This window comes from Helcococcus massiliensis, from assembly GCF_900258485.1.
Lineage (GTDB): Bacteria > Bacillota > Clostridia > Tissierellales > Peptoniphilaceae > Helcococcus > Helcococcus massiliensis.
On sequence record NZ_OGVE01000008.1, the window covers coordinates 1 to 18,901 of the forward strand.

An 18,901-nucleotide genomic window follows, 5' to 3' on the forward strand; every position below is an offset into this window, starting at 1 on the left:
AAGTAAATATGTGGTGGCAATGGCGAAAGGGATACACCTGTATCCATCTCGAACACAGAAGTTAAGCCTTTCAGCGCTGATGGTACTTGTCTGGAAACGGATTGGGAGAGTAGGACGCCGCCAAATAGAAGATTTAGCTTCAAGTGATTTATTCATTTGAAGCTTTTTTATATAATTATAGATAGTGTTAATATAAGTTATATTGAGATATTTTGGAGAGGTTTTATGTATTTTTTACCTGTTATTTTAGGGTCTGATTGGAATGTTTATGGAGTTGCAAGTGCCATACATATGGCATATGGAGTAAAATCTATTGCTTTTGCAATTCACAAGCAAATATATACTGAGCATTTAGATTATTTAACAGTTTACCCAAAAGATGGATTTGATACTAAAGAAGTATTTGTTAATGTATTATTAGATTTTGCTAAGTCTAAAGAGACTGCTAATAAAAAATTGTTATTAATATCATGTTCTGATTATTATACAAAATTAATCTGCGAATTTGAAGATATTTTATCTGAATACTATTTATTTAATTATGTTGATAATAATTTAAGGATAAAATTAGAAAATAAAAAAGATTTTTATCAAGTTGCTGACAAGTATGGATTAGCCTATCCTAATACGTTAATTATAAATAAAGAAAATCATAAAGATTATAAATTAAAATTTGATTTTCCTATTATTTGTAAGCCAAATGATAGTGTTGAATATGTAAAAATTCATTTTCCAGGTTATAAAAAAGCCTACACAATAGAGGATAAGGAAGAACTTGATAGAATTCTTCATTTAATATATGAAAATGGTTATACAGGTGAAATGATTTTACAAGACTTTATACCAGGTGGCGTTGAAAATATGTATGTAGTAAATGCATATGTAGATAAAAACCATAATGTTTTGATGACTCATGGGGCTAGGACTGCCTTAGACGAGTGTGAACCAAGGAATATAGGAAACTATAATGCCCTAATATCAGGTGATTATTCTGAATTAACAGCTAATGTTAAAAAATTTCTTGAGGACATAAATTACACTGGTTTTGCTAACTTTGATTTTAAATATGATCCTAGAGATAAGAAATATAAGGTGTTTGAAATAAATATTAGGCAAGGTAGGTCATCTATGTACATGATTTATGCAGGAAATAACTTTATAAAATACCTAGTTGAAGATATGATATATAATAATTCTAATGAATATTATGACCATAAGAAACCACATTTATGGTATTTGACAGCCAAGTCTGTTTTATTAAAGTATACACCAGCAGAATTAAAAGATTATGTAAAAGAACTTTTAGCAGACAATAAGACTTCTTCTTATGGTTTTGACTATTATAAATATAAAAATATTAACAGATTTATAGTGGCTTTAAGAAGAAAACTTTCAACTATTAGATATTATAAAAAATACATGGGGTAAATATGAAAACTATTGGAATAATAGGAGGTCTAGGTCCTTTAGCAACTGTTGATTTATTTAATAAGATTGTAAACTTCACAGATGCAGATAAAGACCAGGACCATATTCCTATATTGATATATAATAATCCTACTATACCGGACAGGACTAAGGCTATATTCTATGGTGGTGAAAGTCCTGTTAATGATATTATTAATACTGGTAATACATTGATAGAAGCTGGTGCAGATTTTTTAGCTATCCCTTGTAACACTGCCATGTATTATCATGATGAAATACAGAGAAATTTAAGCAAAGAAGTTTTAAATATTGCAGATATTACAATTGACCATATAAGAAAAAATGAAATTGATAATGTCTGTTTCTTAGGGACTGAAGCTTCTATAAAAACAAGAATCTACAATGATAAATTAGATACGGCTGGAATAAATACCTATGAAGTAGATGATCATATGATAAATTTATTAACTAAGATGATATATGATATAGTAAAGGCATCAAAGTTAGGAGAACCCATAGATGATTTTGTTAAAGAATTGGATAGGATTATCAAAGAAGAAAATATAGAATATTTTATACTCGGATGTACGGAATTGCCTATATTATTTGATTTTTACAAATTAAACTATAAGACTATTAATCCTACAGATTTATTAGCGAAAAAAGCTGTAGAAAAAGCAGGAGCAAAAATTAGAGAATGGGATAATATTTAGTTGACAAAGTACTTCAAATGTTTAAACATTTGAAGTACTTTTTTACAAGATAATTAAGCTTATATAATTTACTTAAAAAAAACTAGTAAATAATGTATAATATAAGTTGATGTAATTTAATTATATTATATAGGAGACATATGAAATTAACTAAGGGTGATAAAATATTAATTGTTGTACTTGTGATATTTTCTTTGTTCTTTGCCTACTATATGTCAACAGTTGATAAAGGCATAGAAGGAAAATACGTAAGTGTACAAATTAATGGAAAAGAGATAAATAAAATTCCCTTTAGCGACGAAATTATAGGGGAAAAATTAGAAGTAGAGACAGAGTTTGGAAGGAACGTTCTCGAATTTGGCGATAATGAGGTTAAAATAATTGAAGCTTCATGTTTGGACAAGTTGTGTATTAAACAAGGTACCATTACTAAAGTGGGTGAGCTTATAGTATGTTTACCAAACAGGCTTGTCATAGAGATCAAACATGACAACAGTAATAGTCAAATCGATAATGTTATTTTTTAATGAATAAAGAAATTAGAGACTTAGTTTACACAGGCCTTTTGGTCGCTATGGCCTTGGCTGTGTCACTAATAGAAAGAATGATACCATTACCTTTTACCATGCCTGGGGCTAAATTAGGCCTATCAAATATGGTAATCATGGTTACATTAATCATATATGGATTTTCAAGAGGAATGTTAGTCGCTGCATTAAAATCTGTATTATTAATGTTAATCATAGGTTTTGGACCATCATTTATATATAGTTTTGCAGGTGCTATTTTTAGCACTATCATGATGTGGATAAGCTTAAAATATTTTTCAAGAAAGTTTAAAATATTTTCAGTTATAGGGGTGAGTATAATCGGCGCGGTTTCACATAATTTTGCACAGGTAACAGCTGCTGCATTTATTTTGAAGTCACTTATGCTATATACTTATTTCCCATTTTTAACCTTGATAGCTATAGTAACAGGTTATTTTGTAGGATTAGGTTCGTATAATGTGGCTTCTCATTTAGAAAAAATAGATAAATACATTTAGGAGCCGATATGAACAATTATACAATCAAAGAAATTTCAAAAAATGATAGACCGATGGAAAAGTTATATAATTATGGTAAGGAAGTATTAAGTGATAGTGAACTTTTAGCTATTATACTTGGTAGTGGCCATAAAAATAAAAACGCCATATTCCTTGCCGATGAGATACTAAAAGTCTATTTTAAAGATAAGAATTTACTTTTTACATCAATAGACCAGTTAATGGAAATAAATGGCATAGGTTTATCGAAAGCTAGTAGGATAATAGCAGCCTTAGAATTGGGAAAAAGATTAAGTAAACAAGAATCGATGAATAATATGTCGCTTACTAGTCCTGATTCAGTAGCTAATTATTTATTTGATCATTTTAGAGATTCGTATAGGGAAGAATTTTTAATCTTAATTTTAGACACTAAAAATAAGATTAAAGCAAGTAAAACTGTTTCAATAGGATCTATTAACCAAACTTTGGTTCATCCAAGAGAGGTTTTTAGGTTTGCTATAACAAACAATGCAAACTCAATTATTTTAAGTCATAACCATCCTAGTGGAGACCCAAGTCCATCACATGAGGATATATTGATAACAAAGAGATTGCAGGAAGCTGGTAAGCTTATAGGTATAAAGGTTTTAGACCATATAATTATTGGACATGATAGATATATAAGTTTAAGAGAGAAAAAAATCATAGAGGAATAAGGGACGATGATTAATTTAGTAGGTAAGGATTTAGCTATAGATTTAGGGTCTGCAAATACCCTGGTATATAAAAAAAATAAAGGTATTATAATGAATGAGGCTTCACAATTGGCTCTAGATGTAAAATCTGGGGAAGTTGTTGCAGTGGGGAATAAAGCGCAGGAGATGATTGGTAAGGCACCTGAAAATATAGCTATTGTAAATCCCTTGGAGGATGGTACAATTTCGGATTTTGACTTTACTAAAATATTAATTAAGTATTGCTTAGATCAAGCTAATAAGGGCTTAAATATAATTCAGCCAAGACTTGTTATTACAGCTCCTTCTGCTACTAGTGATATTGAATTAAGGGCTATTGAAGATGCCTGTATATATTCTGGAGCCCGAGAAGTTTATATAATTGAAGCTGCTTTAGCTTCAGCTATTGGGGCTGGTTTTGATGTTTCAAAGTCTGAAGGTAGACTGATTGTAAATATAGGAGCTGGAAATACAGATATTTCTTTAGTATCTTTGAATGGTATAGTTTTATCTCGAAGTGTAAAATATGCAGGTAACAACTTTGATAGAAGCATTCAATCATTCATCCATGATAAGTATTCTATAGCTGTAGGAGATAATACTGTTAGACTATTAAAAGAAAACTTAGCTACTTTAGACTTAAGCAATGAAAACAAATCTTTAGAAGTTTCTGGTAGGGACCTCTTATCAGGTATGCCGGTTATTATTGATGTTTTCCAATCTGATATATATGAAGCGATAATAAAATCTATTGACAAAATTATCGAAGGAATTAGGTTGGTAGTTGAAAAGACCCCACCAGATTTATCTATGGATATATTAAAAAATGGAATATTTTTAACAGGCGCTTCAAGTTTGATTCCTGGATTATACAAATATATTGAAAGTAAGATAGGTATAAGAGTTGAAAGATCTGAATACCCTAAAGAAGATGCGATCTTAGGCGCAGGACATGTTATAGATAATTTAGAAAACTATAAAAATATTGGAAAGTAATTATGTTATATTATAATAAGAAAAAATCTAAAAAGAATCATTATATAAGAATATTATCTTTGCTTGCTTTAATTGTAATATCAATCGTTAGTCCTAGGGCCAATGCCTATACTTCAAAAGCTTTGAATATAGTTATTATGCCTTTTGCCAAAGTTACTTCTTTTGTTAATAAAAGTGTAAACACTGTGATTGATGCTACTTTTGGTTCAAAACCAAATAGAGAAATGGTAGGACAATTAACACAAAAAAATCAAGAATTGCAAAAGCAAGTAGATGAATTGTCATTTTTAGTAGATCAAAATGACTATTTAAAATTAGCTAATGAGTTTTATAATAATCATAGCGCTATAAAGGCTAATATTATTTTAATGGATAATAAAAATGCCTTTGATGAGATGACTATAGACAAGGGAAGTAAAGATGGTGTTGCAATTGGTGATATTATTGTAAGTCCATTTAAAGATGACCAGGATAATGTTGTAGGAGCCCTTATAGGTAAGGTCACTGATGTAGGATTGTTAAGCTCAAAAGTATCTACAATTTTAGATCAAAAGTATAACCTATCTTTTGTTCATTCAAAGACATCTGAGACTGGTATAATAAATGCTAGAGAATCTAATTTATTATCTGGCTATATGATAAATAAAGCTGATATTGAAGTAGGAGACTCTATTTATACATCTGGAATTGGTGGTAGATATCCTAGAGGCTTATATATTGGAAAAGTAGCTGAAGTAGGTGAAAGTAATGATAAGCTTTCACAATTAGTAGAAGTAGAGAGTCCAGTAAAATTTTCAAGATTATATGAAGTCTATGTATTAAAAGGCAACAATACTAATGTGGAGAATAATGAGGTAGCGGAATAATGAAAAAATCAAAATTAGTACTGATATTTATATTAAATTTTTTAATTGATTATGCTATCTTATCTAGGATAAATATTTCTGGTGTTATACCAAGTATAAGTATACCAATTATTGTAGTTCTATCAATGTCTTCAAGAAAAGAAAGCATAGTATACTATGCAATATTTCAAGGTATCATACAAGATTTAGCCTTTAATAATATTTTGGGACTTACTGCTCTATTATATTATTTAATATCTTATAAGGTGTTCAATCTAAACAAGGCTAATAAGGATAATTTTGCATATGCATATATTATATTAACTTTATCAAGTTTATTTGCCAACATGTATAGGTTAGTTAGTGAGTTCTTATTTAACAGAGAATTTTTTGGATTTGACCTAATGAGTTTTGTGAAATATAACCTAATACACATGTTAATGATTTTTATAATTTATCCTTTTGTGTATCTGATTATAAATCAACTATATAAAAACAATAAAAGAAATATGATTTAAGGAGGCCATATGAAAAAAAATAGATTAAATATTATTCTAATTATTTTTCTTATAGCCTTTTTTGTTTTATTAGGAAGATTATTTAGTTTAACTATAATCAACGGAGCAACTTACAGAGAATTTTCCGACAAGAATAGGATTAAACAAATTAACAAAGATGCCTCCAGAGGTGTCATTTATGATAGAAATGGAAGGCCTCTTGCTGAAAATAAATTAGTATATAATTTGAAAGTTTACAGTGACAGGTTTAATAAATTAGATAATAAGCAAAAAGATGAACTAATAACTAATTTAGTAGAGATTTTAGAAGATGATGGAGTAAATTACCTAAATGATTACTTCTTTGACTACTACAAATTTACCTATAAAAACAAAGATGATTATTTTGCTGGCAAAGAATTACCAGATCAAAAGATAATTAATTTGATTAAAGATGAAGAAATATTAAAAGAAATATTTACTAGTTCTTATAATCTAAATAAATCAGTATTTTATCCATTTAAAAGAATGCGTGATTACCTTATCCTTAGAGGAAAGGAAGTACCAGTTGACATAACTTATAATGATGGATTAGAAATTGAATTCATTAAAAATGATGAATACAAACATTTAATAGAAAGTGAAGATATAACTGAAAATACTAATCCTTTGGATTATATTGTAGCTGAAATTAAAGATGATTCTTCATTTATATCATATTTGATTGACCATCCATTATCTAGGAAAATTGTTTATGATATTTTAAATGAAAAAGATTTAATTTCTGATATTGAATTAACTGATATTGTGTATTCTAGTGATATAGACTATATAGAAAACAAGTCAATCTTACATAGTAAATCTAAAAATGTCAGCAATAATTCTTCAGCGAAAGCTGACTTTCTAAATTTAGTCAAGGATGTAAGTTTAGAAAGCTTTTTATCTACAGCTTATAAGTCTGATGATAAGTATATTATCCCTGCTTCTATATTGATTAATAAATTAGAAACTAAAGGAATCGATACAAACTTAACTTATGAAGTGAATGAAAAAAATAATTTTGTCGATATTTCATATAATAAAAAAGATGATTCTATAAATGTAGAAGCCTTAGATAAATTAATCGAATTAGCTAAAGAAAACAACTTACTAGATGAATTTATTTTGTCTAAAGAAGTGGTTGACTATGCAGAAAGATCATTATTTGATAAAGGAATATATCCAAGAATTTATAAGTCTAAATGGGAATATTCGTATTTAGCTGATAAGGAAGACTTAATAAAAAAATACAAGGAAAAAGATATAAACGCAGATCAATTATTTAAGAAATTAGTTGAAAAATACGAGTTATCTGATTCAGATCCTTATATAAATTATGGAGTATTATCAATAATTGAATTAACTAACAAATACTCTTATTTAGGATATAAACCTATAAATGTAGCCAGCAATTTATCCAAGGAAGCCTTAGTGAGAATAGAGGAATTCTTACCTAAGGATTCAGGATTTGAAGTAGATTTTCAACCAAGTAGATATTATCCTAATGCAAATACAGCTTCACATGTTGTTGGTTACTTAGGAGGTATTTCAGAAGAGCAAGAATTACAACACTATGTTGAATATAAAAAATATGACATCAATGACAATGTAGGTAAAACTGGCTTAGAAGAATCCTTTGAAGATACCCTAAGAGGCAGCAAAGGTTCGCAATTGGTGTATACAGATGTATACGGTAGGACTACAGAAATTATACAAAATAATGACGCAATACCAGGTAATAATCTATATACAACTATTGACTTAGATTTTCAAAAAGAAGTTGAAGATATTTTACGAGATGGTATGAAGGCGATGCGAGAAGGTAAACCATACGAGACTTATTATGGCCCATCCAATACTAGACAAGCTGCCAATGCTCAAATAGGTGTTGCAGTTGTAATGGATGTTAAAACTGGTGAAATATTATCTATGGTATCTTTACCTGACTATAATCCAAACTTATTTGTAAATGGTATATCTAGCACTGATTGGAATAAGTTAAACAACTTTGATCCAAAAGACATATATGCACCAAGACCTATTATGAATAATGTTGTTCAATCTGCTTTTACACCAGGGTCCACTTTTAAAACGGTAACCGCTTTAGCTGCTTTAGAAAATGGTTTAGATCCAAAAGACCCTATAGATGCATTCGGTTATGTTCAAGTAGGTAATACAAGATTCCATGATTTAATCTATACAACATCTGGAAGAAGATGGGGAAATATTAATTTATATGATGCTCTAAAAGTATCAAGTAACTATTATTTCTATGTCCTAGGTCTTGGCTACAATCCAAACAAAGCCAATGATTTGAATACAAAGGTAAGTCTAGAAGATATAGAATCAATCACAGCAAGGTTAGGCCTTAAAGAACCTACGGGTATTGAAATAAATAAACCGCAGGAATCTAGAGGACACACTCCAAGTTTAGATGGTAAAATAGCAATTTTAAAATCTAGATTAACTAATTATCTAAGAAACAACTTGGATAAATATATAAAAGAAGGGGTAGAAATTAGTGAAGATAAGTTTCAAAGTGATATTCAAGAAATAGTGTCATGGTTAGAAGAAGGACCAAAACTCTCAATAGACGAGATAGCTAAGAGACTTTCTGACCTTGGATATATATCTGATAAAGCCCTTGAAGGTAAAAGAGAGAGTTTAAGTTCATATATTAAGTTTTCATATCAAAATCAGGCGGAATGGACGGTTTCAGATTCTATGAATATGGTGATAGGTCAAGGTCAAAATGCCTATACTGCAATGCAAATGGTGCAATTGGCTTCAACTATAGCTAACAAGGGTGAATTAGTAAAACCTACTTTGATAAAAGAAATTAAAGACTATAAGGATAAAGAGACAATCTTTAAAAATGAAAAGAAAACAAGTGAAACTGGTATAAAAAGTGAATATTTTGAACATGTTCAAAAAGGGATGAAAGAAACTGCAAGTAATGTTAGATATAGAAATAATTTTCCATTTACTATAGCTGCTAAAACAGGTACTTCACAATTGGGTACAATAGATCCTAAGACAGGCGAATTTTATGATGATATTGGTTCTGAAATGGCTTTTGCACCAGCTGATGATCCTGAAATAGCTGTTTATGTTCAAATAATAGAAGGTAAAACATCACTAAATATTCAACCTTTAGTAAATGATATATATTATTCATATTATAAGCTGGTAAAGAAAGATTCTAGATTTACAAATGATAGACCTGGATCAAGCTTTAATAAGACAAATACTGATGAAGAAGCTGATGTCCAAGATAATGAATCTAACACTACAACAAATAATGAAAATACACAAGAAAATGAATAGGTGACTTATGGATAAAATGTATTTACAAGTTAATCCACAAAGCATGCCAAAGAATTTAGCTGAATATTTTTCGAAATATTCAGCTAAAACTTTAATAGTATCTCTTATCCAAGAAAATAGAGACTTAGAAGATGCTTTAGGGGTAGCTGATTCAATAATTTATGATAACCAAGATTATTTATCAGGGATAATAGACCTTGAAGATGTAATAATAAATGTAAATGAAAATTTAGACCTTATTCCTTCTTCATATAAGATTAAGAAAAATGAACTTGATTTTGATGATTTTTCTAAAAAAATTGAAGAATTAGACTATGAAAATTTCATTTATATTTTTTCAGACCATGCAGATTTTAAGCTTGATAATAAACCAGTAAGTAAAGAATTAAAATCTTCTTTATGGGATAAGATTAAGGGCATATTTAAAAATGGATAGCTACAAATTTATTTATAAAGAGGAAGAAAAATTAATAGTTGGAGAAGTTAAAAACAAGAGATTAGTTGACTATAAAGACTTAAATGAAAGTAAATTAGGCAACATATATAGGACTAGGATTAAAAAGTTTTTACCAAGCCTTGATGCCTATTTGCTTGATATTGGAGAAGATAAGGATGGACTTTTAAGAAGTAAAAATAGGATTAAAAGTCTTGACAAATATGCTGACACCATAGTCGAAGTAATCAAAGATCCTAAGGACCATAAGATGTATGAACTAAGTGAAAAGTATACTTTATCAAGTCCTTACCAGGTTTTGAAAACAAATAAAAATAATAAATTAGAAAATGTCCACTCTTCTTTTTATAGAACTAAGGGAAAAGACAAGTCAGAAGATTTCTTAAAAAAGGATTTGGATATCTTGTTAAAAATCTATGAAGAACTTGAAAAAGAAAGAAACTTTTTACCAAGCCCCAAATTGCTATATAGACCTGATAGGGTAAAAGACTATACTTGCGATTATCCTTATGAAATAGTTTCTAATATTAAATTGCCTCATGACCAAATTATTTATGATCCAGCTTTCAACCCAGACTATGTCAGTGAAATATCCTTGGACTTAAGTCTTAAGAACAAAAGACTAGTTGAAAGGGGAGATGTATCTATTGTTATAGATCAGCTAGAAGCCTTGACTGTAATTGATGTAAACTATAAAAATGTTGACACTCATCTTAGCAAAGAAGACATGTCCTTATCAGTAAACCTGAAGGCTCTGAAAGAAATAGCCATACAAATTAGCTTAAGAAAAATAAAGAAGATGCTAATTATTGATTTTTTAAGGATGAATAAGGAAAATAGGGCTTTGCTAGTGAATGAGCTTAAGAAGGTCTTTGAAGAATATAAGATAAAAAATAAAATTGAAGGCTTTTCTAATATGGGATTTTTGGAAATAGTTTTGTTTTAGATTAGTTTGACATTTACCATATACTTTGCTATACTTAATCAGTATCTAAACCGCATGATATTGGGTTTAAGCTTATAAATACAGCGCCCAATCAGCGAGAATAAAGTAAAAAGGAGGAAGATACATGTACGCAGTTATTAAAACAGGTGGTAAACAATACCAAGTTAAAGAAGGAGATATCATCAAGGTAGAAAAATTAAATGCAGAAGCAGGTTCTACAGTTGAATTTGATACTTTATTAGTTTCAAATGATGGTGATACAAAAGTAGGTTCACCTCTACTAGATACAAAGGTGAAAGCAGAAGTTTTAGAACACGCTAAAGATAAAAAGATTGTAGTGTTCAAATATAAAGCAAAAAAAGGTTATTCTAAGAAACAAGGTCACAGACAACCATTTACAAGAGTTAGAATAAATAGCTTAGGATAATGATAAAGGTTACAATAAGCAAAAGAGAAGATGATATTAAGGCTATAGAAGTTTATGATCATGCAGGCTATGCCGATAATGGCGAAGATATAGTTTGTTCTGCAGTTTCTTTTTTAACTTTCAACACAATAGATACTTTTACAGATTTATTAGATATGAAAGATAAAATATCTTATGAAATTACAGAAGATAAGATTAGATTAGAAATAAAAGATAACTTAAGTGAAGATCAAAAAAGAGATAGTCAACTTATACTTAAAAAATTCGAATTAGGTATGAAGTCATTGTTACAAGATTATAGTGACTTTGTAAAAGTAAACTACATGGAGGTGTAGATATGTTAAGATTAGATTTACAATTTTTCGCAAGTAAAAAAGGGGTTTCATCAACAAGAAACGGTAGAGACTCAAGAGCAAAAAGATTAGGAGCTAAAAAATCTGATGGACAACACGTTTTAGCAGGAAACATCCTTGTTAGACAAAGAGGAACAAAGATTCATCCAGGTGAAAATGTAGGTATCGGTAAAGATGATACATTATTTGCTAAGGCTGATGGTGTTGTAAAATTTGAAAGATTTGGCAAATCAAGAAAGAAAGTAAGTGTATACTCACACGAACAACTAGCTTAATTGTTGAATGTTATTCCAGAATTTTTTTAAATTCTGGATATTTTTTTATAGAGGTATAAATATGTTTGTAGATACAGCGAAAATAGTGCTAAGGTCTGGAGCCGGCGGTGACGGGGCTGTAGCATGGAGAAGAGAAAAATTTGAGCCGGATGGAGGACCAGCTGGCGGTGACGGTGGCGATGGCGGCAGCATCATTTTAAAAGCTGATTCCAATATACATACCTTGATGGATTTTAAATACCAAAGACATTTCTTTGCCGAAAATGGTGAAAATGGTAGAAACAAAAATAGGTATGGTAAAAAAGGTGAAGATATGATCTTACACCTACCAGTCGGTACCCTAGTAAAGGAAGCAAATTCTGGCAAGATTATTGTTGACTTGGTAAAAGACCAGCAAGAATTCTTAATTGTGAAAGGTGGTAAGGGAGGTAATGGAAATACAAAGTATAAAAATTCCATTAGACAAGCTCCTAGATTTGCTGAACCAGGACAAAAGTCACAAGAGATTGAGGTAATCTTAGAAGTTAAATTGATAGCCGATGTAGGTTTAGTCGGATTACCAAATGTTGGCAAGTCATCTATATTATCTATTATTTCAAATGCCAAACCTAAAATAGCTAATTACCACTTTACAACCCTTTCACCAAATTTAGGTGTGGTAAAGATTGACCATGATAATTCTTATGTAATAGCTGATATACCAGGTTTGATTGAAGGGGCAAGTGAAGGTATTGGACTAGGTCATCAATTCTTAAAGCATATTGAAAGAACTAGACTTTTAGTTCATGTCTTAGATATGGCAGGTTCTGAGGGAAGAAATCCAATTGAAGACTTCAATGCTATCATGAAAGAACTAGAAAACTATAGCGATAGACTTAGTGAAAAAGATATGTTTGTTGTTGCAAACAAGATGGATATAGCTGGGGCAGATGACAATTTAGAATTGTTCAAAATCCAATATCCAGAACTTGATGTAATAGAAACATCTGCAGCTACTACTGAAGGTATTGACAAGTTGAAGTTTTACATTTTTGAAAGGTTGAAAAATATTGAAAAAGAATATAACAGCTTTGACGAAATAAATAGACTTGACTTAGAAGAATTCTTCAAGGTTGATAGGACTATAAATGTCTATGTAGACCAAGGAGTGTATGTAGTTGAAGGATATCCAGTAGAAGTCTTGGTAAAAAGAACAAACTTTGAAGATTTTGATTCAGTAAGAAACTTCGAACAAGTTTTAGATAAAATGGGAATAATGAAGAGATTAGAAGAATTAGGTGTAGAAGATGGAGACACTATAGAAGTTGCTGGTGTTGAAATTGACTACTTAGGATAGGTGAAATATGATTAATTCAAAACAAAGAAAACATTTAAAATCATTAGCAAATACCATGGATCCAAAGGTTATAATTGGTAAAAATGGTATTACAGAAAATCTATTGACTCAAATAGATGATACACTTGAAGCTAATGAATTAGTAAAAATTAAAATATTAAATAACAACTTAGATGATCACAATGATTTAATCCAAGATATATTAAAAGAGTTAAATGCAGAATTTGTCTCACACATGGGTAATAAATTTGTCATTTATAGGCAAAGTGAAGACAAGATAATTACTTTACCATAGGTCAGATATGAAAGTCGGTTTATTTGGTTCATCATTTAATCCCATTCATATTGGTCACTTAGTAATAGCTGAACAAGCTAGGGTAAGGCTAGGCTTGGACAAGGTATTATTCATCCCAACTGCCAACCCTTACCATAAAAAAGTTGATCTTTTAGACTATGATATAAGGTATGAGATGGTGGAAGAAACAATAAAAGATAATAAGTATTTTGAACTTTCAGATATTGAAAAAAACTTGAAGAAGAATTCTTATTCTTATGATGTAGTTAAAAAATTAAAGAAAAAAAGTAAAGACGACTACTATTTTATAATGGGGTCAGATTCATTCCAAGAAATTGAATCTTGGTATGAATACAACAAGTTTATAGATCTATTAGATATCGTAGTTTTCAAAAGACCGGGTTATGATGTTGAAGGTGACCATTTAAATAAGATGAGGAATTTTTCTAAAAATAGGATCTTTTATTTTGATGACTTACAATTAGAAATTTCTTCGACCTATATTAGAAATAGCATTAAAGATCGATATATACCAAAATATTTATTAAGAGAAGAAACAATAGCTTATATAAAGGATAAGAAATTATGGCATCAACAGTAGATGAGATAAGAGAAGACTTATCTAAAAAGTTAGAAAAAGATAGATATATACATGTCTTAGGAGTGGTAGAAGCTGGGCTTAGACTAAATCAATATTACAAGCTTGGTCTTGATAAAGATCAAGTGGAATTAACCATGCTTTTACACGATTGTGCTAAGGGCTTAGAAGAAGAATACTTTGAAAGATATAAGGACAAGTACAAGTTAAATAGGGATGAAATTTTTGAGTTTCCAGCCTTAGCCCATGCTTATTTAGGAGCAGTAGTTGCTAAAGACTTGTATGGGGTTGATGATCCTGAAATTTTAGAAGCTATAAGGATTCATACTTGTGGTAAAGAAGATATGAATGACTTGGAAAAAGTCTTGTTGTTGGCTGACTTTATTGAAGTCAACAGAAGATTTGAAAATGCTGGTATAGTCAGACAATCTTTGGATCTGGGCTTAGACAAGTGTGTATTGATGACTTTTGATATGACTATTAAACATTTAATAGATGTAAATGCTATAATAGATTTAGAAACATTGAGAGCAAGAAACTATTTACAAAGGAGAATTGATGAATAAACTTGACATTGTTTTAAAAGCAATAGACAGCAGGCTTGGAGAAAATGTAAAAGTTATAGAAATAGGGGACAAAACACCAGTAGCTGACTATTTTGTCATAGTTACAGGTACTTCTATCCAACATACAAAGGCTCTAGCCAATGAAATTGAAATGAAGATAGAAAAAGAAGGATATGAAATATATGCCAATGAAGGATTTAGAGATGCTTCATGGATACTAGTAGATTTGGGTGATATCATAGTGCATATATTTACAGAAGAACAAAGAGAATTTTACGATTTAGAAAAATTATGGGATTAGACAGCTCGCCCATTTAGGGGGAGTTATGAAAATAAAAAACAATTTAGACAAGATTGTAACTATATCACTTATTATAATTATTGCAATATTTGGATTTACAAATAGGAATAAAATTAAAGAATTTGACAATACTAATAACCTGATGGAGAATGAAAAAGTTGAAACGCCAGGTGAAAGTTTATTAGAAACTAAGCTTGAAGATAAAAAACCGGTAGATACTAAGGTATATGTAGATATATCTGGTTGCATTACAAATCCTGGAGTCTATGAGATGCATCAAAAGGCTAGGATAAATGACCTGGTAGAGAAAGCTGGTGGCTTGTGTAAGGAAGCGGACATTGAAAGTATAAATCTTTCTCAAAAACTAGAAGATGAAATGAAAATTCATGTCTATAAAATTGGTGAAAATTCTTCTAATCTTGAAGAATCTACTTCTAAACCCGCTAAATCACCAACTAATAAGGTCAATATAAACAAGGCAGACTTATCAGAATTAACTAGCTTACCAGGTATTGGTAAATCTAGAGCAGAGGAGATTATATCCTATAGGAATACTAATAAATTTAAGTCTATTGAAGACATAAAAAATATATCTGGTATAGGTGAAAAAACTTTTGAAAAACTAAAGGATAAGATAAGTATTAATTGAAAAACTAAAGGATAAGATAAGTATTAATTGAAAAAATCAAGGATATTTGATATAATTCCAATATTGTAGAAATTTTATGAAAGAGGTTTAAATGAAAACAGTATTTTTAGCCTTACTAGTTTTATCTAGCGTAGGTATTATTATTAGTACTTTGTTAATGGAACCTAAAGCTGAAGGAATGGGATCTTTATCAGGACAAGATTCAAATGTATTTGGTGCAGGTGCTACAAAAGCAAAAGAAGCATTATTAAATAAGATTGTAGTGGTATCAGGAGTTTTATTCTTAATATCATCAATCGTATTAGCAGCAATTAGCTAATAACTTTTAAAACTGGTGCTAGTACCAGTTTTTTTTGTACATAAATATAAAAAGGAGGAAGATATGAATATGTCATATAAAAAAGGACTATCAATGTTTTTAGCTGTAATCTTATTACTAAGTTTTATAGGTCCTAATAAAATAGCAAAAGCAGAGGCAAGTAAAAAAGAATATAAACTAAGCTTCGATCTTTATAGAGGTGCTACATCTAATTATGAAAACTTATTTGCAGTCTATAGCAATTACTATATGAATCATCCTGAATCGGGGATTTTTGATGAAGATGAGTGGGAATTAAATGCTTTTGGTATAAATTACACTTTACATACAAATTCTGGTGAAAAAATTAGTAAAAAAATGGCTTATACTGCAGATGAATCTTATACATGGATTGATAAGATAACTTTTGATGGAATTAAAATCCCATATGAAAAAGTGCAAGTTCAATATTATAAAAAAGATAATGGCGATTTTATAGAACCTTATTTGTTGAATTATGATATATATCTTGAAGAATCTGATGGAAAAATGATTATTAAGTTACCTAGATTACAAGTTAACGAAGAATATTATGGTAAATCTGAAGATTCAAAAGCAATAGAAGCTAAAAACATAAAAACAGAAGAAATTACATATGAAATTTATCTTGATGGTAAAAATGGGAATGATAGCAATGAAGGTAATTCAGAGAACCCAGTAAAAACATTAGATAAGGCTAAAGAATTAGCAAAAAAATATAATGAAAGCAAAATTATTGTAATTGGGACAGCTGAACTTAAAGGTGATGCTGACTTATCTATCCTAAATACATATATTATTAGAGGTGAAAAATTTAATGGGTATTTGTTTGAAGTTCCAAGCAATGAAACTGCTAGCATAACTAATATTACCATAGATGGTAATAGTGAAAATAATAAAGGTATTGAAAAGTCTTTAATTTATATAAATAGAGGAGCTACCCTAAATATAGGTGAAGGAACTCTTTTAAGAAATAATTATATTAAAGATGTTGAAAATACAGCAACTGAAGGTGGTGCAATAAAAGCTGTTGGAGCCACTGTAAATATGACTGGTGGTATAATTGAAAAAAATCAGGCTACTAGAGGTGGTGGAATTTATTTAGGATCATCAACCCTTAACTTTACAGGAGGATTAATTCAGAATAATGAAGCAAAAAGAGTATATGATAGACCTTATAACCAATATTATTCAGCTGGCGGTGGAATAATTGCAACTTTAGGTTCTACAATTAACATGAGCGACCAAGCCAAAGTTTTAAATAATAAAGCTGGTGAAGTTGGCGGTGGAATTAGTGTAGGTTCTCGTGTTGTAGAATCCGGCGATAATACTCTAAATATGTCTGGCGGACTTGTAGATGGAAATATTGCAGGAACCTCCGGCGGAGGTATATTTGTACAGACTAAATACTTTAGTGGTGGATTAGGAAAAGCATATATAACAGCAGGATATATTACTGATAACACAATGGATGGTTCTGGAAAAACTTTTAAAGCCTTCGGAGGTGGCGGAATTTATGTAAATGGAGCCACTGAAGAATATGGTAAAAATGGAGAGCTTTATATAAAAAATGCTTTAATATACAATAATGAATCAGCTTTTGAAGGAGCAGGATACGCAGCTTGTCCTATATCTAAAACTATAATACATGTAAATAATGGTGTAGCAATATATGACAATAAGGCAAGCAAGGGCAATGAATTATATATTTTATCTTCTATGGGATATGGTGCTCATAGTGGTATACCAGAATATGACATAAGTGATAGGATGTTAGGCGGTAATTTATATAATTGGAAAAATGAAGATGGAAGCTTATTAAAAGCTAATGAACATAGAGGTAGGCTAGAAATAAGTGGTCAAGAACTTATTTTACACACAGATGAACAAGCAAATGAATTTGCTAAAAAGCTTGCTAAGGTAATTATTTCTGGAAATAAGTCAACAACAAGAGGTGGTGGTATCGGATCTAATGGTACTATAACCTTTGGTAGTGAAAATGAAACTACTGAAGTTCCAGTAAATAAGGTTTGGGATGATAATGATAATTTAAATAAAACTCGTCCTGAAAATATTGAAGTTCAATTACTGGCAAAACTTGAAGGTGAAGAAAAAGATTACTTAGTAGAAAGTAAAACATTAAATAAAGATAATGAATGGAATGCTGTATTTGAAAACCTGCCTGTAGAAAATGATGGTAAGAAGATCATTTATACAGTAAAAGAAAAAGATGTAAAAGGTTATACAAGCACAATAAGCGGAAATCAAGAAAAAGGTTTTGTGATAACCAATACTCATACCCCAGAGCAAATAGAAATCAAGGGTCAAAAGACTTGGAATGACAACAACAACCAAGACGGTAAGAGACCTGATCAAATAACAGTAAAACTATTTGCAAATGGTAAGGAAGTAGCTAGAAAAGAAGTAAAAGCTGATGAAACAGGAGATTGGTCATATGGTTTTGAAAATCTTGACAAGTATGAAAATGGTGAAGAAATAATCTACACCGTTTCAGAAGAAAAGGTAGAAGGTTATGTAAGCCAAGTAAATGGCTATGATATAACTAACACTCACACTCCAGAGCAAATAGAAATTAAGGGTCAAAAGACTTGGGATGATGGAAATAATCAAGACGGCAAGAGACCAGATCAAATAACAGTAAAACTATTTGCAAATGGTAAGGAAGTGTCTAGAAAAGAAGTAAAAGCTGATGAAAATGGAGATTGGTCATATAGCTTTGAAAATCTTGATAAGT

The 18,901-nt window shown here is 30.0% G+C and carries 22 protein-coding genes and 1 rRNA gene; all 23 read left to right on the plus strand.

The window, feature by feature from the left end; genetic code table 11:
• Positions 1 to 9: 9 nt before the first annotated feature.
• Positions 10 to 126, plus strand: a 5S ribosomal RNA gene (gene rrf, locus C4Q29_RS06130).
• Positions 127 to 225: 99 nt separating this feature from the next.
• A complete protein-coding gene (locus C4Q29_RS06135; RefSeq protein ID WP_103981935.1) occupies positions 226 to 1,428 on the plus strand; it encodes a carboxylate--amine ligase in 1,203 nt (400 codons plus the stop codon).
• Positions 1,429 to 1,430: 2 nt separating this feature from the next.
• On the plus strand, positions 1,431 to 2,141 hold the full coding sequence (cuyB, locus tag C4Q29_RS06140) for a cysteate racemase (protein WP_103981936.1): 711 nt from the start codon (positions 1,431 to 1,433) through the stop codon (positions 2,139 to 2,141).
• Between the two features lie 140 nt (positions 2,142 to 2,281).
• A complete protein-coding gene (locus C4Q29_RS06145; RefSeq protein WP_103981937.1) occupies positions 2,282 to 2,668 on the plus strand; it encodes a NusG domain II-containing protein in 387 nt (128 codons plus the stop codon).
• Positions 2,668 to 3,189, plus strand: a complete 522-nt coding sequence (locus C4Q29_RS06150) for a Gx transporter family protein (RefSeq protein ID WP_103981938.1) — start codon at positions 2,668 to 2,670, stop codon at positions 3,187 to 3,189. The genes C4Q29_RS06145 and C4Q29_RS06150 overlap by 1 nt, the downstream gene beginning before the upstream one ends.
• 8 nt (positions 3,190 to 3,197) lie before the next feature.
• Entirely contained in the window at positions 3,198 to 3,887 is a 690-nt protein-coding gene (gene radC / locus C4Q29_RS06155) for a RadC family protein (RefSeq protein WP_103981939.1), read from the plus strand.
• A 6-nt stretch (positions 3,888 to 3,893) separates the two neighbouring features.
• Complete coding sequence (locus C4Q29_RS06160) at positions 3,894 to 4,901, plus strand: rod shape-determining protein (protein ID WP_103981940.1); 1,008 nt, start codon at positions 3,894 to 3,896, stop codon at positions 4,899 to 4,901.
• Positions 4,902 to 4,903: 2 nt separating this feature from the next.
• A complete protein-coding gene (gene mreC / locus C4Q29_RS06165) occupies positions 4,904 to 5,767 on the plus strand; it encodes a rod shape-determining protein MreC (protein WP_103981941.1) in 864 nt (287 codons plus the stop codon).
• Positions 5,767 to 6,264, plus strand: coding sequence for a rod shape-determining protein MreD (gene mreD, locus C4Q29_RS06170; RefSeq protein ID WP_103981942.1), 498 nt, complete (start codon positions 5,767 to 5,769; stop codon positions 6,262 to 6,264). The genes mreC and mreD overlap by 1 nt, the downstream gene beginning before the upstream one ends.
• Before the next feature lie 9 nt (positions 6,265 to 6,273).
• Complete coding sequence (locus C4Q29_RS06175) at positions 6,274 to 9,609, plus strand: penicillin-binding transpeptidase domain-containing protein (protein ID WP_103981943.1); 3,336 nt, start codon at positions 6,274 to 6,276, stop codon at positions 9,607 to 9,609.
• Between the two features lie 7 nt (positions 9,610 to 9,616).
• The gene (locus C4Q29_RS06180) at positions 9,617 to 10,045 is read left to right on the plus strand and encodes a P-loop NTPase family protein (protein ID WP_103981944.1); all 429 of its coding nucleotides are present in this window, start codon (positions 9,617 to 9,619) and stop codon (positions 10,043 to 10,045) included.
• Positions 10,038 to 11,009, plus strand: coding sequence for a ribonuclease E/G (locus C4Q29_RS06185; protein WP_103981945.1), 972 nt, complete (start codon positions 10,038 to 10,040; stop codon positions 11,007 to 11,009). Before C4Q29_RS06180 ends, C4Q29_RS06185 begins: the two co-directional genes overlap by 8 nt.
• A 124-nt stretch (positions 11,010 to 11,133) precedes the next feature.
• Positions 11,134 to 11,436 carry a 50S ribosomal protein L21 gene (gene rplU / locus C4Q29_RS06190; protein ID WP_103981946.1) on the plus strand — a complete coding sequence of 101 codons (303 nt, stop codon included), beginning with the start codon at positions 11,134 to 11,136 and terminating at the stop codon, positions 11,434 to 11,436.
• Positions 11,436 to 11,771 (plus strand): ribosomal-processing cysteine protease Prp, encoded by a 336-nt coding sequence (locus C4Q29_RS06195; protein ID WP_103981947.1) that lies wholly within the window; start codon positions 11,436 to 11,438, stop codon positions 11,769 to 11,771. The genes rplU and C4Q29_RS06195 overlap by 1 nt, the downstream gene beginning before the upstream one ends.
• 2 nt (positions 11,772 to 11,773) lie before the next feature.
• Entirely contained in the window at positions 11,774 to 12,064 is a 291-nt protein-coding gene (gene rpmA, locus C4Q29_RS06200; protein ID WP_103981948.1) for a 50S ribosomal protein L27, read from the plus strand.
• Between the two features lie 61 nt (positions 12,065 to 12,125).
• Complete coding sequence (obgE, locus tag C4Q29_RS06205) at positions 12,126 to 13,400, plus strand: GTPase ObgE (protein WP_103981949.1); 1,275 nt, start codon at positions 12,126 to 12,128, stop codon at positions 13,398 to 13,400.
• 7 nt (positions 13,401 to 13,407) lie between these two features.
• Complete coding sequence (yhbY, locus tag C4Q29_RS06210) at positions 13,408 to 13,695, plus strand: ribosome assembly RNA-binding protein YhbY (RefSeq protein WP_103981950.1); 288 nt, start codon at positions 13,408 to 13,410, stop codon at positions 13,693 to 13,695.
• Positions 13,696 to 13,702: 7 nt separating this feature from the next.
• Positions 13,703 to 14,296 carry a nicotinate-nucleotide adenylyltransferase gene (gene nadD, locus C4Q29_RS06215; protein ID WP_103981951.1) on the plus strand — a complete coding sequence of 198 codons (594 nt, stop codon included), beginning with the start codon at positions 13,703 to 13,705 and terminating at the stop codon, positions 14,294 to 14,296.
• On the plus strand, positions 14,281 to 14,859 hold the full coding sequence (gene yqeK / locus C4Q29_RS06220; RefSeq protein ID WP_103981952.1) for a bis(5'-nucleosyl)-tetraphosphatase (symmetrical) YqeK: 579 nt from the start codon (positions 14,281 to 14,283) through the stop codon (positions 14,857 to 14,859). Before nadD ends, yqeK begins: the two co-directional genes overlap by 16 nt.
• On the plus strand, positions 14,852 to 15,160 hold the full coding sequence (rsfS, locus tag C4Q29_RS06225) for a ribosome silencing factor (RefSeq protein ID WP_103981953.1): 309 nt from the start codon (positions 14,852 to 14,854) through the stop codon (positions 15,158 to 15,160). Before yqeK ends, rsfS begins: the two co-directional genes overlap by 8 nt.
• Before the next feature lie 25 nt (positions 15,161 to 15,185).
• Positions 15,186 to 15,809, plus strand: a complete 624-nt coding sequence (locus tag C4Q29_RS06230; RefSeq protein WP_103981954.1) for a helix-hairpin-helix domain-containing protein — start codon at positions 15,186 to 15,188, stop codon at positions 15,807 to 15,809.
• Positions 15,810 to 15,900: 91 nt separating this feature from the next.
• On the plus strand, positions 15,901 to 16,128 hold the full coding sequence (gene secG, locus C4Q29_RS06235; RefSeq protein ID WP_103981955.1) for a preprotein translocase subunit SecG: 228 nt from the start codon (positions 15,901 to 15,903) through the stop codon (positions 16,126 to 16,128).
• Between the two features lie 63 nt (positions 16,129 to 16,191).
• Positions 16,192 to 18,901 (plus strand): Cna B-type domain-containing protein (locus C4Q29_RS06240; RefSeq protein WP_103981956.1); only part of this gene is annotated, 2,710 nt, incomplete at its 3' end.